Origin of the sequence: Acinetobacter seifertii, assembly GCF_016064815.1 — a bacterium.
In the GTDB taxonomy this organism is placed as follows: domain Bacteria; phylum Pseudomonadota; class Gammaproteobacteria; order Pseudomonadales; family Moraxellaceae; genus Acinetobacter; species Acinetobacter seifertii.
This window is the reverse complement of the sequence record NZ_CP065820.1, coordinates 3957804-3977260: the sequence shown is the minus strand read 5'-3', so window position 1 is coordinate 3977260 and position 19457 is coordinate 3957804. Positions and strand designations below refer to the sequence as shown.

The following is a 19457-nucleotide window of genomic DNA, read 5'->3' as shown; positions in this document are numbered from 1 at the left end:
GATGAGCTCTATTAAGACTGAATTAATCCAGTCAATTCATCTACATAATGCTGCATTGGCTGAGCTTGACGGTCTGCACGGCTTTCAATGTTGAGACGCAGTAAAGGCTCAGTGTTTGAAGCACGTACATTAAAACGCCATGCACCAAAGTCGAGGCTTACACCATCGGTACGGTCAATTTCTGGGTTTTGCTCGGCATAGAAATCGAAAATCTTTTGAATAGTGATCTGTGTATCAACCACTTTAAAGTTGATTTCACCGCTACAAGGAAACTTGGTAATCATATTTTCAACGAGGGTTGAAAGTGATTGTCCTGTTTCAGAAAGTAGAGCAACGGTGAGTAACCAAGGAATCATACCGCTGTCGCAGTAAGCAAAGTCACGGAAATAGTGATGGGCACTCATTTCGCCGCCATATACAGCATTATTCTCACGCATAACGTCTTTAATGAATGCATGACCAGATTTTGACTGTACGGCAACACCTTTGTACTCATCTACGATATCAAATGTGTTCCACACTAAACGCGGATCATGCACAATTTTCTCGCCTGATTGTTTAATCAAGAAAGCTTGAGCCAATAGACCCACAATATAGTAGCCTTCAATGAACTGACCTTTTTCATCGAACAAGAAACAGCGGTCAAAGTCGCCGTCCCAAGCAATTCCCATATCCGCTTTATGCTCAAGAACAGCATTTCGGGTACTGTCACGGTTTTCAATTAAAATTGGGTTAGGAATTCCATTTGGGAAAGTACCATCTGCTTCATGATGAATTTTAATAAATTCAACTGGTACGTTAAGTGCCTTAAATTTTTCTTCAATGGCATCAATCACATGACCAGCTGCACCATTTCCCGCGTTTACCACTAACTTTAATGGACGAATTTTTGCTGGTTCGATATAGGTAATTAAGTGATCAACGAACTCAGGCAAGATGTTATAGCTTTGAGTTGTGCCTTTTTGGCTAACTTCTTCAAAATTATTGGTTTCTGCTAAAGCCTGAATTTCTTTTAAACCGGTATCTGCACTAATTGGACGAGCATTTTCTCGAACCAATTTCATGCCGTTATAGTCCATTGGGTTATGGCTCGCAGTAACTTCGATACCACCTTGCACATCTAAATGGAAAGCGGCGAAGTAAACTTCTTCAGTTCCCGTCATGCCCAAATCAAGCACATTCACACCCGCATCGTTTAAACCGCGGATGGTCGCCTGTTTTAAATCCTCACTGCTTAAGCGAATATCACAACCTACAACCACAGTCTTTGGTTTATAGATTTGTCCGTAAGCGCGGCCAATTTTATAGGCGATTTCTTCATTCAATTCGGTGCCGAGTTTGCCTCGGATATCATAAGCTTTAAAACACGTTAAAGTAGTCATTATTCAATTCAATACATGTGGTTTGAGTTGTGTGCACATTATACATAGATCATGAAACAGGTATGTTTATAGTTTTTATATTCAAATTTTTCACTTCATTTCGGTAGCTCATATCTAAATTTATAAGAAAGATTTTTACGACTTTAGTCTAATAAATAAATTTATAAATTAGAAATAGCTTTATTTTTCTTAGCTATATTGGTCATACCAATTATGATGTTAATTTAATGATTGATCTTGCCAATATCTGTGTTTATGATGCGATCTGTGGTTTAAGGAACAACATTTGCACTTAAATTTAAATTGGTAATACCAATTGTGCTAAATGTTTAAACTTTTAAGGTACAAAAAATTTCGCCTCGGCATTTCAAGGAGATGACAATGCTCAATATGTGGCAACAACTTTATGACCCTTTAAATAATATTTGGCTGTCCAGTGCGGTTGCATTAATCCCGATTATTTTCTTCTTTTTAGCATTAGCAGTTTTTCGTTTAAAAGGCAGTATCGCGGGTACAAGCACAGTCATTATTGCACTATTGATTGCGCTCTTTTTCTATCAAATGCCGGGTCAAATGGCCTTTGCGTCAATCATTTACGGTTTCTTCTATGGTCTATGGCCAATTTCATGGATCATTATTGGGGCAGTTTTTCTATACAAAATTTCAGTAAAAACAGGCCAGTTTGAGGTTATTCGTTCAAGCATTTTGTCAATTACCGAAGACCAACGTCTGCAAATGTTATTGGTTGGTTTTGCATTTGGTACTTTCCTTGAAGGAGCAGCGGGTTTTGGTGCTCCTGTAGCAATTACCGCTGCACTCCTTGTAGGTTTAGGTTTTAAGCCACTTTACGCTGCTGGTTTATGCTTGATTGTAAATACCGCACCAGTTGCGTTCGGTGCAATGGGTATTCCTATTATTGTGGCAGGGCAGGTTTCTGGCGTAGACACTATGGAAATTAGCCAGATGGTTGGGCGTCAGTTACCGTTTTTAACGCTGATTGTGCTGTTCTGGATTATGGCGATTATGGACGGGTGGCGTGGTGTTAAAGAAACTTGGCCTGCGGTAGTCGTTGGTGGTGGTTCGTTTGCGATTGCCCAATATCTTACATCTAACTTCATTGGTCCTGAATTACCGGATATTACAGCGGCAATTGCGTCATTGGTTAGCTTGACTGTGTTGTTCCGTTTCTGGAAACCAAAACATATTTTCCGTTTTGAACCTGAAGCTGGTCAAACTTTGACTCAGCAACCTACTACGGTTCAACGTTACAGTATTGGGAAAATTGCTAAGGCGTGGTCTCCATTTGCTATTTTAACAATCATGGTAACCATCTGGAGCGTTAAGCCATTTAAAGCATTATTTGCAAAAGATGGTGCTCTTGAACACTGGATTTTTAAACTTGAAGTGCCGTATTTGCATAAATTGGTCGAAAAAATGCCGCCAATTGTGGCAGAGATGAAGCCATATGAAGCGATTTATAAGTTTGACTGGTTCTCTGCAACAGGTACGGCAATTTTTATTGCTGCAATCATCACTGCTATTTTCTTGAAAATGAAAGCAAGTGAGGCAGTAACGACTTTTGGTGAAACAATCAATGAGTTAAAAACACCGATTTATTCAATTGGTATGGTGTTGGCATTTGCTTTTATTGCGAACTACTCAGGTTTATCTGCAACTTTAGCTTTGGCTCTATCACATACAGGTCATGCGTTTACTTTCTTCTCACCATTTTTGGGCTGGCTTGGTGTGTTCCTTACGGGTTCAGATACATCTTCAAATGCTTTGTTCTCGGCACTACAGGCGACTACGGCTCAGCAAATTGGTATTCCAGAAGTGTTATTGGTGGCTGCCAACACCAGTGGTGGTGTGACAGGTAAGATGATTTCTCCGCAGTCGATTGCGATTGCGTGTGCAGCAGTAGGCTTAGTTGGAAAAGAATCTGACTTGTTCCGTTTCACGGTAAAACATAGCATCATATTCACTGTCTTTGTTGGCATCATTATTACGGTTCAGGCTTATCTGGTTCCGTGGATGATTCCATAACTCCAGTGAAGGAAACGCGATGAGAATCTCCGATCAAGTGGTCATGAAATTGCAGGCATTAATTGAAGAACGTCACATGAAAAAAGGTGACCGCTTGCCTGCCGAACGCCAGCTTGCAACTAGCTTAGGAGTTTCTCGTCCGTCTTTGCGTGAAGCAATTCAACAGCTCAATAGTCAAGGGGTGCTCAGTAGCCGCCGTGGCGATGGGACTTATATTCAGCAGTTACCTGAACAGTGGCCACAGCAATTGATTGTGAACCCAATTAGCAACCTGATTGAAGAAGATCCGCTGTACCGGTTTGATGTGCAAGAGGCGCGGTTATTACTTGAAGGTGGCACTGCTTGGTATGCCGCTTTGCGCTCAACGCCTGAAGATCGATCCAAAATCCGTCATTATTTTAATGAAATTAGTCGCCACCAAAATGCGGGTGACTCAGCACAGGCTGCGGTGGCAGATGCTGAATTTCACTTAGCAATTGCTGAAGCATCTCACAATGTGGTGCTGATTCAGATGATGCGTAGCTTGTTTGATTTGCTGCAATACAACGTTTTGTTAGGGCGTAAAAAAGTTTATAACGACCCCGTAAATGGTGACTTGCTGAGCGAGCAGCATTTTCAGGTGATGGATGCTATTGATCGTAAAGATCCCGAGGCCGCACGCCAAGCTGTTTGCGGTCATATTGAATTTGTGATTAATCATGTGCGTTCTCTGGATGAAGACGAAGCTCGCCAGAAACGTGCAAATCGTTTAAGTAGAGTTGATTCAAAATGATTATTTCTTCTGGCAATGATTATCGTGCTGCGGCACAGCGTCGCTTACCTCCATTCTTATTTCATTACATTGATGGGGGAGCGTATTCGGAATATACCTTAAAGCGTAACGTACAAGATTTGTCAGAAATTGCATTGCGTCAACGTGTGCTCAATGACATGTCAGCGTTAAGTTTAGAGACAAAACTGTTTAATGAAACCTTGTCGATGCCAGTTGCTTTGGCACCTGTAGGTTTAACAGGTATGTATGCGCGCCGTGGTGAGGTGCAAGCCGCGATGGCAGCCGATAAAAAAGGTATTCCATTTACGCTTTCAACGGTTTCTGTTTGTCCGATTGAAGAAGTTGCACCTGCAATTAACCGCCCGATGTGGTTCCAGCTTTATGTATTACGCGACCGTGGTTTTATGCGTAATGCTTTAGAACGTGCAAAAGCGGCAGGCTGCTCAACACTGGTATTTACTGTAGATATGCCTGTACCGGGTGCGCGTTACCGTGATGCACATTCGGGTATGAGTGGACCAAATGCTGCGATGCGTCGTTATATGCAGTCTATGTTCCATCCACATTGGTCATGGAATGTTGGCTTAATGGGCCGTCCGCACGACTTGGGCAACATCTCTAAATATTTAGGTAAACCGACTGGCCTTGAAGACTATATTGGCTGGTTAGGCTCGAACTTCGACCCATCTATTTCATGGAAAGACCTTGAGTGGATTCGTGAGTTTTGGGATGGCCCAATGGTGATTAAGGGTATTTTAGACCCTGAAGATGCCAAAGATGCTGTGCGTTTTGGTGCAGATGGCATTGTGGTATCGAATCACGGCGGTCGTCAGTTGGATGGCGTGATGTCATCTGCTCGTGCGTTGCCTGCAATTGCTGATGCGGTGAAAGGTGATTTAGCAATTTTGGCTGACTCTGGTATTCGTAATGGTTTAGACGTGGTGCGTATGTTGGCGCTCGGTGCCGATACAGTGTTACTTGGCCGTGCCTTTGTGTATGCCTTGGCAGCAGCAGGTGGGCAAGGGGTGTCGAACTTACTTGATTTGATTGATAAAGAAATGCGTGTTGCGATGACGCTCACTGGTGCTAAGTCGATTTCGGATATTAATGCGGATTGTTTAGTACAGGCGATGAAGCTCTAATATTTTCGTATTAACTTTGATGATATTGGCACGACGGAGTCTTATCCGAAAAGGTTCAATGTAAGTAGCTAATTGACGTTACTTTTTTAAAAAAGTAACCAAAAACTTTAGTTTCGATAACGGTACGTCCTTGCTACCGCATCGAAACGGCGGCATCCCTGCCGCCAACCACGATAGTAAATATAGGGCTGATTCACATTAGAGAATGAGCTAATTAAATTATAAATTACAAACGGTAAGATGCCGTCGTGTTGGTCTAATTTGATAAATGGATGACCAAAAGGAAACCATCATGCAAACATTTTCTCCTCAAGCAGTGATCGAACGCTTACAAAATATTGTAGGGCGTTCGCATGTTTTGACCGATGATCAAAGCACGCGTCAGTATCGTCAAGGTCGTCGTTTTGGTGAGGGGAAAGTGCTTGCTGTGGTGGTGCCGGGCACATTGCTAGAGCAATGGCAGGTGCTTCAAGCTGCTATTGAGGCAGACTGTATTGTGATTATGCAGGCGGCCAATACAGGACTTACTGGTGGTTCGACCCCATATGGCGATGATTATGACCGTCCTGTTTTAGTCATGAGTACGCGCCGTTTAAAGGGCATACAAGTCATTCATGATGGTAAGCAAGTGATTTGTTTACCAGGTGCAACCTTAGATAATTTAGAGCAAATTTTAAAAGGTTATGACCGTGAGCCACATTCGGTAATTGGTTCATCTTGTATAGGTGCATCGGTACTTGGCGGTGTGTGTAATAACTCGGGCGGTGCATTGGTGCGCCGTGGCCCTGCGTATACTGAACTGGCGTTATATGCTCAGGTGAATGCTGCTGGTCAATTAGAACTGGTGAACCATTTAGGGGTGAATTTAGGCTCGACTCCTGAAGAAATTTTGACACGTTTAGAGAAGCAGAAATATCAAGCCGCAGATATTTTAGATGATGGTGAAAAGCAGGCATCGGACCATCGCTATGCGCACGATGTAACCCAAGTTGATGAAGATACGCCTGCCCGTTTTAATGCGGATCCGTCACGTTTGTTTGAGGCATCGGGTTCAGCTGGTAAAGTCTGTGTGTTTGCGGTACGTCTTGATACTTATGAAAAAGTAGAGAGCAATGTCTTTTATATTGGGACTAATGATGCCGATGATTTAACAGCGATTCGTCGTTACTTACTAACCTCACTGCCAAGCCTACCGATTGCAGGCGAATATATTCATCGAGATGCTTACTTAATTGGTGAAAAGTACGGAAAAGACACGTTCTTGTTTATTGAAAAATTTGGCACAGCCAATGTTCCAAAAGCTTTTGCGATGAAAGATAAAGTTGATGGGTTCTTAGAACGATTTAAAATTAAGGGCTTAACGGATCATATTTTACAGGCGATTACCTTCTTTTTACCGAGTCATTTACCGAAGCGTATGACTGAATATCGAGACCGTTATGAGCACCATTTAGTTTTACGTGTCGAAAATAATTCAAAAGCACAGACAGAGCAATTTTTAAAAGAATATTTTGCTGTGCACCAGTCAGGTAGCTATTTCGTATGTAGTGAAGAGGAAGGACGAAAGGCATTCTTACACCGTTTTGCGATTGCAGGGGCGGCAATTCGTTATCGTGATACACACCGTAGTGAAGTTGAAGATATTGTCGCGCTTGATATTGCGTTACGTCGTAATGACCGCGAATGGGTAGAGCAACTGCCTGCCGAAATGGAAAATAAAATCATCCATAAACTCTATTATGGGCATTTCTTTTGTCATGTGTTCCATCAGGACTATATTCTTAAAAAGGGCCATGACCCATTAGAAATGGAACATCAAATGTGGAAGTTGTTAGACTCGCGCCGTGCTGAATATCCAGCAGAGCATAATGTCGGGCATCTTTACATTGCCAAACCTGCATTGGCCAATTTCTATCAAAAACTCGACCCAACCAATAGCTTTAATGTTGGGATTGGGCATACCTCAAAACTGAAATATTGGGGCAAAGCTAAATCGTAATATAGAGACATAAAAAAAGGCGCCGAAGCGCCTTTTTTAGTAGATGTCTTATGCAGCTTCTACAGATTTAGCAAGTACTTCAGCCATCGCTTTTGCAACAGTGTAAACATTGTTCATGTTTAAGCCTGCTACACAAATACGGCCACTACGTACTAAGTAGATTGCATATTCTTCACGCAAGATATCAACTTGTTCAGCAGTTAAACCTGTGTAGCTGAACATACCTTTTTGGTTTACAAGGTAGCTAAAGTCACGGTCTGGTAATGCTTTAGTCAGTTCATCTTTCAAGATGCTACGCATTTTAATAATACGCTCACGCATCTCTTTTACTTCGCCTTGCCATTGTTGGTTAAGTTCAGCGTCATTTAACACTTCATCAACTAACCAAGCACCTGTTGTAGGAGGGCTAGAGTAAATACGGCGTACAGTCGCTTTTAACTGACCAAATGTGCACTGAGCAGCTTCTGCATCGTCACATACGAAAGTTAAGCCGCCAACGCGTTCGCCATATAAAGAGAAGATTTTAGAGAACGAGTTGCTCACAATGAAGTTTAGACCCGCTTGGTCTAAAGCACGGATTGCATACGCATCTTCTTCCATACCGTCACCGAAACCTTGGTAAGCGATGTCTAGGAATGGAATAAGGTTACGGTCTTTTAATACTGCAATCACTTGATCCCACTGTGCTGGGTTTAAGTCAGCACCCGTTGGGTTGTGGCAGCATGGGTGCAACAACACAATGCTTTGCTCAGGCAAAGTTTTAAGTGTAGACAACATACCGTCAAAATCTACACCACGTGTTTCGTTATCGAAATATGGGTAGAAATGAGTCTTGATGCCAGCGCCATTGAAAATCGCAACGTGGTTATCCCAAGTTGGTTGGCTTACCCAAACGTCTGAATTTGGGAAATAAGTTTTTAAGAAATCCGCACCAACTTTCAATGCACCTGAACCACCAAGCGTTTGGATGGTTACAGCACGGCCAGCTTTAACTGCTGGGCTGTTTGCACCAAATAAAAGTGCTTGAATTGCTTCACGGTAAGGTTTGAAGCCTTCCATTGGCAAATAAAGTTTGGTTTTACCGTTTTTAGGCTCAATACGCTTTTGCGCCTCGATAATGGTCTCTAACTGAGGAACAATACTGTCTTCGTTATAATAAAGACCAATACTCAAGTTTACTTTTTCAGAACGAGTATCAGCATTGAACTGTTCCATTAAAGAGAGAATTGGATCGCCTGCGTATGGGGGGATATGTTGAAACATCAAAAAAGTCCTTTCATTCAACAATATGCATAGTGCTGGGTTTTTTCTGTCTCGAAAAATACGCCACAACTATGTCGATGTTCAATAATGTATCAATAAAGCTATCGTGAAGCACCTGATAATTTCACTAATATCGATATTTTCTGGCTGAAAATAATAAAAAGTTTTAAAAGAAATTACGGTAAATAGAAACTAATTTATAACTCATGATTTCATTCAAGCAGATTGTCTACAATCTTGCTGTAATACATTGGTTGTAGACTAAAGTTTGAAACAAAAGTTTATTGACTAAAAAGCAAGCCACAAATAGTCATAAAAATATGGATAAATCAACCCTAAGAAATTGTTTTATAAATATTAAATAGCAAGTGGTGTAATGCTTTAAATATAAGGTGAAATGTCAGTCCTAACGATAAAAATTGACCTGATGCGTTCTGTAAAGTGTCAACAATCACCTTGATTTTTTTCATTCATACCGCTATAAAAGCCATAATTGATTAAAAATTGTCGACAATATGCAAGATTTGACCTTCGCACCAGAGCCACTACAAAGTCAGGGAAGAACACTGACCGAGAATGTATTTAAACAAATACAGACGGCGATTGTTTTGGGTCAAATTCCTGCAGGTAGCAAAATTTCCGAGCCTGAACTGGCACGGACTTATGGCATTAGCCGTGGGCCTTTGCGTGAAGCGATTCATCGCCTTGAAGGGCAACGTTTGGTTGAGCGTACTGCACATGTGGGCGCGCGCGTGGTTTCGCTCTCACTGCAACAATTCAAAGAGCTTTACCAGATTCGTGCGTCTTTAGAAGGTTTGGCTTGCAAACTTGCTGCACAGCATATTGATAAAAAGCAAATTTTGGCGCTGCGTGATGTTTTGCGTATGCATGCTGAAGATGAAAACTTTAAAGCAGGTAAGGGATATTACTTGCAAGAAGGGCAGGACGATTTTCACTACTGCATTATCAAAAGTAGTGGCAATAAAACCCTAGAAAAAATGCTATGCGATGAGCTTTATCACCTCATTCGTATGTACCGAATTCAGTTTTCAAACACACCTGATCGACCAAGCAAAGCTTGGGACGAACATATCCGTATTTTAGATGCAATTGCAGAAGGCGATGGTGAACTTGCCGAGCTGCTCATGCATCGACATATCAATGCTTCTTACAAAATTATTGAGCAAACACTGCTACAAGCACAAGGAGAACATAACAATGGCTAAACAATCCGCAGGTCAGCTATTTCGCGATGCAGTAGCCCAAGAAAAGCCATTACAAGTGGTTGGAACCATTAACGCCAATCATGCACTTTTGGCAAAACGTGCAGGTTATAAAGCGATTTACTTATCAGGTGGTGGTGTAGCCGCTGGTTCTTTAGGCTTACCTGATTTAGGAATCAGTAACCTTGATGATGTGTTGACAGACGTACGCCGTATTACCGATGTATGTGATCTTCCATTATTGGTCGATGCTGACACAGGTTTTGGTGCTTCTGCATTTAACATTGCTCGTACTACAAAAGCACTGATCAAGTTTGGTGCTGCGGCAATGCACATTGAAGACCAAGTGGGCGCAAAACGTTGTGGTCACCGTCCGAACAAAGCCATTGTGACTCAAGAAGAAATGGTTGACCGTATTAAAGCAGCAGTCGATGCACGTGGTGATGACAGCTTCGTGATTATGGCGCGTACCGATGCATTGGCTGTAGATGGCTTACAAGCTGCAATTGACCGTGCGGGTGCCTACATTGAAGCGGGTGCAGACATGTTGTTCCCTGAAGCAATTACCGAGCTTGATATGTACAAGCAATTTGCTCAGAAGACTGGCGCACCAATTTTGGCAAACATCACAGAGTTCGGTTCTACACCACTGTTTACCACTGAAGAGTTGGCATCTGCCGATGTAAGCCTTGCACTTTATCCGCTTTCTGCTTTCCGTGCCATGAACAAAGCAGCCGAAACTGTGTATGAAACCTTGCGTAAAGAAGGTACGCAAAAGAACGTGGTTGATATTATGCAAACGCGTAAAGAGTTATATGAACGCATTAACTACTATGCGTTTGAAGACTACTTAGACAACGCATTTGCTAAAAAGAAATAAGAAGTAAAACACGGTACATATGCCGTGTTTCCCAAATAATTTAAATAGATAGGAAAGGACAATCTTATGAGCTCAAATGAAACAACAACAGGCTTCAAACCAAAAAAATCAGTTGCACTTAGTGGACAAGTTGCAGGCAACACAGCACTTTGTACCGTAGGACGTAGCGGTAACGACTTGCACTACCGTGGCTATGACATTCTTGACCTTGCAGCGGGTAGCCAGTTTGAAGAAGTTGCTCACTTGCTCGTACATGGCAAATTACCAAACAAAGCTGAACTCAAAGCATATAAAGCAAAATTAAAAGCGCTTCGTGGTTTACCGGCAGCACTGAAAACTGCTCTTGAACAACTTCCTCCGTCTGCACACCCAATGGACGTGATGCGTACAGGTGTTTCAGTGCTAGGTTGTTTAACACCAGAACACGAAGACCACAACGAAGCTGGCGCAAAAGACATTGCTGATAAATTAATGGCAAGCTTAGGCTCAATGCTGCTTTATTGGTACCACTTCAGCAACAACGGTCGCCGTATTGAAACTGAAACAGATGACGACTCAATTGCAGCGCATTTCTTACATTTACTTCATGGCGAAAAACCATCTGAAGAATGGATTCAAGCAATGCATACATCACTTATTTTGTATGCTGAGCACGAGTTCAACGCATCAACATTTACGTCACGTGTGGTTGCAGGTACAGGCTCTGACATGTACTCGGCAATTACTGGAGGTATTGGTGCGCTTCGCGGACCTAAACATGGCGGTGCAAACGAAGTTGCATTCGTGATTCAACAACGTTACGACAACGCAGATGAAGCAGAAGCAGACATCCGTAAGCGTGTTGAAAATAAAGAAGTCGTGATTGGTTTTGGTCACCCTGTATATACAGTTTCTGACCCACGTAACGAAGTGATCAAGAAAGTGGCGCACGACTTGGCTGAAGCGCAAGAGAACACCAAAATGTACCTTATCGCTGAGCGTTTAGAAGCAGTGATGAAAGAAGTGAAAAACATGTTCCCGAACCTCGACTGGTTCAGTGCAGTGAGCTATCACTTAATGGGTGTTCCAACTGCTATGTTCACACCATTGTTCGTGATTGCACGTACAGCAGGCTGGTCAGCGCACGTGATTGAACAACGCCAAGACGGCAAAATTATTCGTCCAAGCGCGAACTACACAGGTCCTGAAAACCTCAAATTCAAACCATTGGCGGAGCGTGGTTAATGAACACAAAATACCGTAAACCGCTGGCAGGTACCCAGCTTGAATATTACGACGTGCGTCAAGCCGTTGAAGATATTCAGCCAGGCGCATACGAAAAACTGCCTTACACGTCTAAAGTACTCGCAGAGCAATTGGTACGCCGTGCCGATGCCGAGAACTTAACTGCTTATTTAACGCAGTTGATTGAACGCCGTCAGGACTTGGACTTTCCTTGGTATCCTGCGCGCGTGGTGTGTCATGACATCCTAGGTCAAACAGCTTTGGTTGACCTTGCAGGCTTACGTGATGCGATTGCTGACAAAGGCGGCGACCCATCTAAAGTCAATCCAGTTGTGCCGACTCAGCTTATTGTCGACCACTCTTTAGCGGTGGAATATGGCGGTGCTGACCCAGACGCTTTTGCAAAAAACCGTGCTGTTGAAGACCGCCGTAACGAAGACCGTTTTCACTTTATTGAGTGGACTAAAACAGCATTTAAAAATGTCGATGTGATCCCTGCGGGGAACGGCATTATGCACCAGATTAACCTAGAGAAAATGTCTCCGGTGATTCAGGCGCGTGATGGCGTGGCATTCCCAGACACATGTGTCGGTACAGACTCACACACACCACATACAGACGCTTTGGGCGTAATTTCTGTGGGTGTCGGTGGCTTAGAAGCTGAAAACGTAATGTTAGGCCGTGCATCTTGGATGCGTCTACCAGACATTATTGGTGTTGAGTTTGTAGGTCAGCGTCAAGCAGGCATTACTGCAACAGATATCGTACTTGCCTTAACAGAGTTCTTGCGTAAAGAGCGCGTAGTAGGTGCTTACCTTGAGTTCTTTGGTGAAGGTGCTGACAGCATGTCTGTGGGCGACCGTGCAACCATTTCGAACATGACACCAGAATATGGCGCTACGGCTGCAATGTTCTACATCGACCAAAACACGATTGACTACTTACGCCTAACAGGCCGTGAAGATGCTCAAGTGGCATTGGTTGAACAGTACGCAAAAGAAATCGGCCTTTGGGCTTCTGATATGACCAAAGCAGAGTATCCACGTGTACTACGTTTTGACCTATCAAAAGTAACACGTAACATTGCTGGTCCATCAAACCCACATGCACGTGTTTCAACAAGCGACCTAAAAGAAAAAGGTATTGCAGGTGTTGTTGAAAACCGTTCTGATGGCTTAATGCCAGATGGCGCAATCATTATTGCTGCAATTACTTCATGTACCAATACTTCTAACCCACGTAACACCGTGGCGGCAGGCTTGTTGGCACGTAAAGCAAATGAACTTGGCCTAACACGTAAACCGTGGGTGAAAACCTCATTTGCACCGGGTTCAAAAGCGGCTGCACTTTACCTTGAAGAAGCAGGTGTCCTAAAAGACTTAGAACAACTTGGTTTTGGTATTGTGGCTTACGCTTGTACGACCTGTAATGGTATGTCTGGTGCATTAGATCCAGCTATTCAGCAAGAAATTATTGACCGTGACTTGTACGCAACAGCAGTACTCTCTGGTAACCGTAACTTCGATGGCCGTATTCATCCATACGCAAAACAAGCGTTCTTAGCATCTCCACCGCTTGTTGTAGCATATGCAATTGCGGGTACGATTCGTTTTGACATCGAAAAAGATGCGTTAGGTCATGACAAAGAAGGTAACCCGATTTACCTCAAAGACATTTGGCCATCTGACGCTGAAATTGATGCCTTAGTTAAAGAAGCCGTGAAGCCTGAACAGTTCCGTAAAGTCTACATTCCAATGTTTGACTTGGGCGAAGTTGAACAAGCGAAGAGCCCTCTTTACGACTGGCGTCCGCAAAGTACTTACATCCGCCGTCCACCATATTGGGAAGGGGCATTGGCTGCACCACGTACTTTGGCAAACATGCGTCCGCTTGCAATTTTGGGTGACAACATCACCACCGACCACTTATCGCCTTCAAACGCGATTTTGATGGACTCGGCTGCGGGTGAATATCTTCACAAAATGGGCGTACCAGAAGAAGACTTCAACTCATACGCAACGCACCGTGGTGACCATTTGACTGCACAACGTGCAACATTTGCCAACCCGAAACTCTATAACGAAATGGTGGTCCGTTCAGACGGTACCATTAAGCAAGGTTCAAAAGCGCGCGTAGAGCCAGAAGGCGAAGTGATGCGTATGTGGGAAGCGATTGAAACCTACATGAACCGTAAGCAACCGTTAATCATTATCGCGGGTGCTGACTATGGTCAGGGTTCAAGCCGTGACTGGGCTGCAAAAGGTGTGCGCCTTGCAGGTGTTGAAGCGATTGTGGCAGAAGGTTTTGAGCGTATTCACCGTACTAACTTGGTGGGTATGGGCGTGTTACCGCTTGAGTTTAAACCGGGTGTAAACCGCAAGACTTTAAAGCTAGATGGTACAGAGCTTTATAGCGTGATTGGTAATATTGCGCCGCGTTCGACTTTAACTTTAGTGATTGAACGTGCCACAGCGGATGGTAAAGAAGAGATTCTTGAAGTGCCTGTGACTTGCCGTTTAGATACAGAAGAAGAAGTTTCTGTATATGAAGCGGGTGGTGTATTACAGCGTTTTGCACAAGACTTTTTAGAAGGCCAAGTGGCTTAATACTTTAGTTAAGGATAATTGATATTGTTCAAAAAAAGCCCTATCTTAATGATGGGGTTTTTTATTGAGCGTAATAGTGGAAAGATATTTAGATTTAGACGGTGATTCTGGAATTCACGCATATGAAATTGGTGATACATATATAAGAGTGCAGTTTGATAGGACCTTTAAAATTTATACTTATAGTTATAGAAGTGCAGGCGCGGGCCGAGTTGAAGATATGAAACAACTAGCTAGAAATGGAGAGGGTCTAAATTCTTATATTATGAGATATGCTAAAACTTTATATGAATAATTTAATTATTAGAATTCGATAAAAATATTCAGGATAAGAGTTTTTAATATTAAGTTTAATTTTTTGGTTAAGTATAAATATGTCTGTTGAAAACATTTTTGAAAAAATTGATTTATTAAATAAGGCTGTAAGAGATTATTTTGTAAAGTTAAATGAACATAGTATATGGTTGTTTCTTTCAATAATGGGTTGGATAGGTATACCTAATGAGCAAAAATCTATAAAGATATTAGCATTAATAGGAATAGTTCTTTTCTTTTTTTACTATCTTGCAACTTCTAAGCTATGGAAAGAGGCAGCCGAATTATCAGAAGAGGGGGGAGGAAAAACGTTTAAGGATTTATTTTCATATTATAAAAATGAAGTTGAGCGAACTGATTTGTCAGCAGATGATAAAAATAATGCCTTGAATAAGTTAGTGGAAATTGAAAATAGGTATTTCAATTTCAGAAAAAATGGATTTAAGATTATCTGTAATAATTATTGTTTCTTTTTTACGATGATTTTTTTTATTCTAGTGCTTTTTAATCAATATAGTGGACTTAAAGTATGGTAAAACTATTAATATAATAAGTATTTATGAAAAATAAAAAAAGCCCGACATCCTGTCGGGCTTTTTCGTATTTGGTTAGTAGATATGACTCCTGTCGTATCTCACGTCCTGATGCATGAACCTATTATTGTTGTTTTATGTTCCGGAACATCCTGTTCCTGTATGACTTCATATTAGGAAAAAAGTTGTAAGTCGCCAATCCGCAAAACCCCTAAAAGTTTGTAGGTTAAAGCGTACAAAATGAAGTTATGGAAGATTTTTTAGAAGACCAAATGGCTTGATTAATTAGTAAAAAAATAGATTGCTTTTTGTACAATAAAGCCATAATTTAAATATGGCTTTATTTTTTTATGGGGTAACTAATGTTTTTTATTTTAAATAGTAATCGACAAGCTAATGGTGATTATGAGGTACATAATAAATCGCAGGGGTGTCATTATATGCCATTAGCAACTAATCAGATTCTACTTGGAGAATTTCCATCCTGTCGAGAAGCTGTTGCTTATGCAAAGTTAAAATACAATAACGCTAGAATTAATGGATGCGCTTATTGTTGTGCCCCTTGCCATACTTCCTAAATTAAAGTTATTGATTCTGTTTAAAAAAGAGCCTACTTTAAAGTAGGTTTCTTTGTTTTGTCAGAGGCTTTTATGAGGTTTAAAGATAGAAATTTAAGAGGTATTGCAGAGTGTATTGTGGGTGACCAGCAATATTTCCCTTATAGAAGTAGCTTTTATATTTCAGAGTTTTTTGATGAGTGTGATTTACCATATGTACATGATGGTAGTACTAGATGGTGGTGGACAGCAGAAAGATTAAAGGAATTATTGGAAGAACCTTGTGCAAAAGATTATTTACCTCAGAAATTTATTAATCTGCTTAGGGTATTAATGTATAAGTCTGATGCAACAGAAGATGATCCTGAAAGAATAAATGCATTAATTGAATTGAATAAACCATTAAGTCGAGAAGGATTCGAAGCTTTTTATGGAAACGATAATATTTTATATGTCAGAAATATAAGAACCAATAATTTAATAAAACCAAGTGAAAATCCACATAGACCATTCACAGAAGATGAGCTAAAGAAAAGAGAGTTACTTATAAGCTTTTTAGAGCGATGCTCAGAAGATGAGTTAATTGAAAAAATTTTATTACCTTTATTTAGAATATTAGGTTTTCAAAGAATTACCGTAGCTGGGCATAAAGATAAAGCTCTTGAGTATGGTAAAGACATTTGGATGAAGTTAATGCTGCCAACACAGCATATTATTTATTTTGGAATACAGGTTAAGAAAGGAAAATTAGATTCTTCTGGAATGACTAAAACGGGAAATCATAATATTGCTGAAATCTATAACCAAACGACAATGATGTTAGGGCATGAAATTTTTGATCCTGAAACAAATAAAAGAGTTTTAGTTGATCATGCTTATATCATTGCAGGTGGAGAAATTACTAAAGCAGCAAGAAATTGGTTGGGAAATAAACTTGATGCTAATAAGAGAAGTCAAATAATCTTTATGGACAGAGAAGATATTCTAAATTTATTTACTGTTAACTTAATCGAAGTTCCGCAATTATCTTAGATCAATAAAAAAAGCCCGACATCCTGTCGGGCTTTTTCGTATTTGGTTGCTAGATATGACTCCTGTCGTATCTCACGTCCTAGTGCATGAACCTATTATTGTTGTTTTGTGTTCCGGAACATCCTGTTCCTGTATGAGTTCATATTAGAAAAAAAGCAGGGGACAGCCAATCCGCTAAATCCCTAAATCTATGTAAGATAAATCGTACAAATAACATTTTTTGCATTTATGCCATCATCATCGGGCGAAATGGACAATTGACATTCACTTTAAGTGGTTTATATTCCTGTTTAATATATATACGATTATAGGAATGTAATCATGGTAACAGCTGGCGAAAAACCCGGAACAGGCTTCTATTTCTGTGCTCAGTGCGGACACAGAGTGTTTTTAGAAATTAACACAGACCCTTTACCACCTTGCACTAAATGCTACTGCACGCAATTTAAACGTTAAGAATGAAATAATATTTGCGTTCGCATTTAACAAAAAGCCCTGTCACCCGATGGGGCTTTTTGTTAGTTTAAAAATAAGACTTACATAACAAGACCCGTGATGGGCATGAAAAGGAAACCGTTATGGAAACAATATTGGGTTTATGTATTGGCGTGGGTTTGAGCGCTGCCTGCGGTTTTCGGGTGTTTGTGCCGCTACTGGTCATGAGCATTGCCACCATGATGGGATGGTTTGAGCCATCGAAAGGTTTTGAGTGGTTAGCTCTGCCATCGGTGTGTTTGGCTTTAAGCGTGGCAACGGTATGTGAAATTGCAGCCTACTATATTCCGTGGGTCGATAACGCCTTAGACACAGTCGCAACTCCTGCGGCGATGATCGCGGGTACGCTCACCACTATGGCTGTGAGTAGTGGAGAAATGTCTCAATTTGCCAGTTGGGCAGCAGCGATTATTGTCGGTGGTGGTACGGCAGGTGTAGTGCAAATGAGTACCGTCGCTGCACGTGGTGTTTCAACTGCAACCACAGGTGGCTTAGGGAATTTTGTAGTCGCAACAGGTGAGTGGATTGGAGCAATCTTACTTTCGGTATCAGCAATGTTAGTGCCTGCGCTTGTGGCAATAGTGGTGCTGATCGCAGTTATTTGGGTGGTACGTTGGATCCGTCAGAAAAAGCAAGAACAGGCGCATACCCCGCTATAGGTATATGCAAATATCAGTTTTAAATAAGCATAAAAAAAGCCCGACATCCTGTCGGGCTTTCTTGTATTTGGTGATTAGATATGACTCCTGTCGTATCTCACGCTCCTGGTGCTTGAACGTATTATTGTTGTTTTGTGTTCCGGAACATCCTGTTCCTGTATGACTTCATATTAGGAAAAAAGAGGGGTGTCGCCAATCCGCAAAATCCTTAAAAGCTTGTAAGAGAAATCTTACATTGAAGAATGATTCAATCCGTTTAGTCCCTAAAACTTCTCAATATTCAGATATAAAAAAAGCCCAACATCCTGTTGGGCTTTTTCGTATTTGGGTACTATATATGACTCCTGTCGTATCTCACGTCCTGATGCTTGAACCTATTATTGTTGTTTTATGTTCCGGAACATCCTGTTCCTGTATGAGTTCATAATAGAAAAAAAGAGGGGTGTCGCCAATCCGCAAAAACCTTAAAAGTTTGTAGGATAAAACGTACAAGCTACTATTCGTCTTGAGGTAAAGGCCAAAGAATATCTTTGTTTTGCTTGAGTTTTTTGTACCAATATTGGCTTATAAGCGCTTTGTCATCTCTATCGAAATGATAAACGAATATATCTAAAGCTTCATTTAAGTCGAGGTCATAGCGAAACGTGGCAGTAGCTAAATGATCTTGTATTTCATATAACTGATTAAATATAGGCAAAGAATCTTCATAAGTTAATAATTGAATTTGTTGAAGAAGTTCTTTTATTTGAAGCTCATAAGCATCTAAAACTCTTGCCAGATCAATCCTGACATCTCTATAGGTGATAAGTCTTTGCTCAAATTCATCCCATGTGTAGTTCATTCTAATAAATGTTCAAAAGTTGAATGTGAGCACAGCATAACTTGATTAGTTATAAAGTTGATGTGATTTTTAAAAATGCTAATTCGGCAAATCAAACAACTTAGGCCTCTGCGCCACAACAGACTTTAATTTTTTGCGCTGATTTAAAGTACAACACCATTGCGACACAGAAATAAAGAGCTAAGCCAACGCTTAGCCCAGACTACTTTTGTCACACCGCTGCATGGTGCTTAAAAAAGTAGGGGCAAAGTCCTGTGGGAGAACAGGACTTTGCAAACTGACATGTTCTAGACCTTGCATCAGCTTGGGCGAGTAGACTTGCTTAAGTCGCTGGTAAATACAGTCACAGCTCGACTCGCTATGCCCACCTGACAAGCAAATTTTTTCAAACTCCTGATGAGTCTTTGGGTCGTAAATCGAAACACCGTAGCTGCCTAGAATGAAACTTAAAGCCAAAAGCGGTTTATAAATTTTCATATTATTCTCATGAT

At 41.2% G+C, this 19457-nt stretch carries 17 protein-coding genes; 13 read left to right on the top strand and 4 right to left on the bottom strand.

The annotated features are described in order from the left end of the window. Positions 1–11: 11 nt before the first annotated feature. Positions 12–1382, bottom strand: a complete 1371-nt coding sequence (locus tag I8T81_RS18395) for a phosphohexomutase domain-containing protein (RefSeq protein ID WP_198071813.1) — start codon at positions 1380–1382, stop codon at positions 12–14. Between the two features lie 375 nt (positions 1383–1757). On the opposite strand from I8T81_RS18395, the gene lldP reads away from it, so the two are divergent. The 4 genes from lldP to dld all read left to right on the top strand — a co-directional run bounded on the left by lldP (position 1758) and on the right by dld (position 7338). Next, positions 1758–3425, top strand: a complete 1668-nt coding sequence (lldP, locus tag I8T81_RS18390) for an L-lactate permease (protein WP_198071812.1) — start codon at positions 1758–1760, stop codon at positions 3423–3425. A 37-nt stretch (positions 3426–3462) separates the two neighbouring features. Then, positions 3463–4197, top strand: a complete 735-nt coding sequence (gene lldR, locus I8T81_RS18385) for a transcriptional regulator LldR (protein ID WP_265091530.1) — start codon at positions 3463–3465, stop codon at positions 4195–4197. Then, on the top strand, positions 4194–5339 hold the full coding sequence (gene lldD / locus I8T81_RS18380; RefSeq protein WP_002050500.1) for an FMN-dependent L-lactate dehydrogenase LldD: 1146 nt from the start codon (positions 4194–4196) through the stop codon (positions 5337–5339). The genes lldR and lldD overlap by 4 nt, the downstream gene beginning before the upstream one ends. Before the next feature lie 292 nt (positions 5340–5631). Further along, complete coding sequence (gene dld / locus I8T81_RS18375; protein WP_198071810.1) at positions 5632–7338, top strand: D-lactate dehydrogenase; 1707 nt, start codon at positions 5632–5634, stop codon at positions 7336–7338. A gap of 48 nt (positions 7339–7386) precedes the next feature. Here dld and I8T81_RS18370 read toward each other — a convergent pair whose 3' ends face one another. Continuing rightward, the gene (locus tag I8T81_RS18370; RefSeq protein ID WP_004706039.1) at positions 7387–8601 is read right to left on the bottom strand and encodes an amino acid aminotransferase; all 1215 of its coding nucleotides are present in this window, start codon (positions 8599–8601) and stop codon (positions 7387–7389) included. A 515-nt stretch (positions 8602–9116) separates the two neighbouring features. On the opposite strand from I8T81_RS18370, the gene I8T81_RS18365 reads away from it, so the two are divergent. The 9 genes from I8T81_RS18365 (at position 9117) to I8T81_RS18325 (ending at position 18125) form a co-directional block, all read left to right on the top strand. Continuing rightward, the gene (locus I8T81_RS18365) at positions 9117–9827 is read left to right on the top strand and encodes a GntR family transcriptional regulator (protein WP_001153627.1); all 711 of its coding nucleotides are present in this window, start codon (positions 9117–9119) and stop codon (positions 9825–9827) included. Continuing rightward, a complete protein-coding gene (prpB, locus tag I8T81_RS18360) occupies positions 9820–10704 on the top strand; it encodes a methylisocitrate lyase (RefSeq protein WP_004706036.1) in 885 nt (294 codons plus the stop codon). The genes I8T81_RS18365 and prpB overlap by 8 nt, the downstream gene beginning before the upstream one ends. Positions 10705–10770: 66 nt before the next feature. Beyond that, the gene (gene prpC / locus I8T81_RS18355; RefSeq protein ID WP_077169730.1) at positions 10771–11928 is read left to right on the top strand and encodes a bifunctional 2-methylcitrate synthase/citrate synthase; all 1158 of its coding nucleotides are present in this window, start codon (positions 10771–10773) and stop codon (positions 11926–11928) included. Beyond that, positions 11928–14534 carry a Fe/S-dependent 2-methylisocitrate dehydratase AcnD gene (gene acnD / locus I8T81_RS18350; protein WP_198071809.1) on the top strand — a complete coding sequence of 869 codons (2607 nt, stop codon included), beginning with the start codon at positions 11928–11930 and terminating at the stop codon, positions 14532–14534. The genes prpC and acnD overlap by 1 nt, the downstream gene beginning before the upstream one ends. 76 nt (positions 14535–14610) lie before the next feature. Continuing rightward, positions 14611–14829, top strand: a complete 219-nt coding sequence (locus I8T81_RS18345; protein ID WP_198071808.1) for a hypothetical protein — start codon at positions 14611–14613, stop codon at positions 14827–14829. A gap of 79 nt (positions 14830–14908) precedes the next feature. Continuing rightward, positions 14909–15385: a hypothetical protein gene (locus tag I8T81_RS18340; RefSeq protein WP_198071807.1), complete on the top strand. Its 477-nt coding sequence runs from the start codon at positions 14909–14911 to the stop codon at positions 15383–15385. A gap of 647 nt (positions 15386–16032) precedes the next feature. Beyond that, complete coding sequence (locus tag I8T81_RS18335) at positions 16033–16971, top strand: PDDEXK family nuclease (RefSeq protein ID WP_198071806.1); 939 nt, start codon at positions 16033–16035, stop codon at positions 16969–16971. 321 nt (positions 16972–17292) lie between these two features. Further along, a complete protein-coding gene (locus I8T81_RS18330; protein WP_001983336.1) occupies positions 17293–17427 on the top strand; it encodes a zinc ribbon-containing protein in 135 nt (44 codons plus the stop codon). A gap of 122 nt (positions 17428–17549) precedes the next feature. Further along, positions 17550–18125 carry a DUF4126 domain-containing protein gene (locus I8T81_RS18325; protein WP_198071805.1) on the top strand — a complete coding sequence of 192 codons (576 nt, stop codon included), beginning with the start codon at positions 17550–17552 and terminating at the stop codon, positions 18123–18125. A gap of 496 nt (positions 18126–18621) precedes the next feature. On the opposite strand, the gene I8T81_RS18320 is transcribed toward I8T81_RS18325, so the two are convergent. Next, positions 18622–18966, bottom strand: a complete 345-nt coding sequence (locus I8T81_RS18320) for a hypothetical protein (protein ID WP_191016091.1) — start codon at positions 18964–18966, stop codon at positions 18622–18624. 192 nt (positions 18967–19158) lie between these two features. Continuing rightward, positions 19159–19443 carry a hypothetical protein gene (locus I8T81_RS19005; protein WP_227602144.1) on the bottom strand — a complete coding sequence of 95 codons (285 nt, stop codon included), beginning with the start codon at positions 19441–19443 and terminating at the stop codon, positions 19159–19161. Positions 19444–19457: the final 14 nt, after the last annotated feature.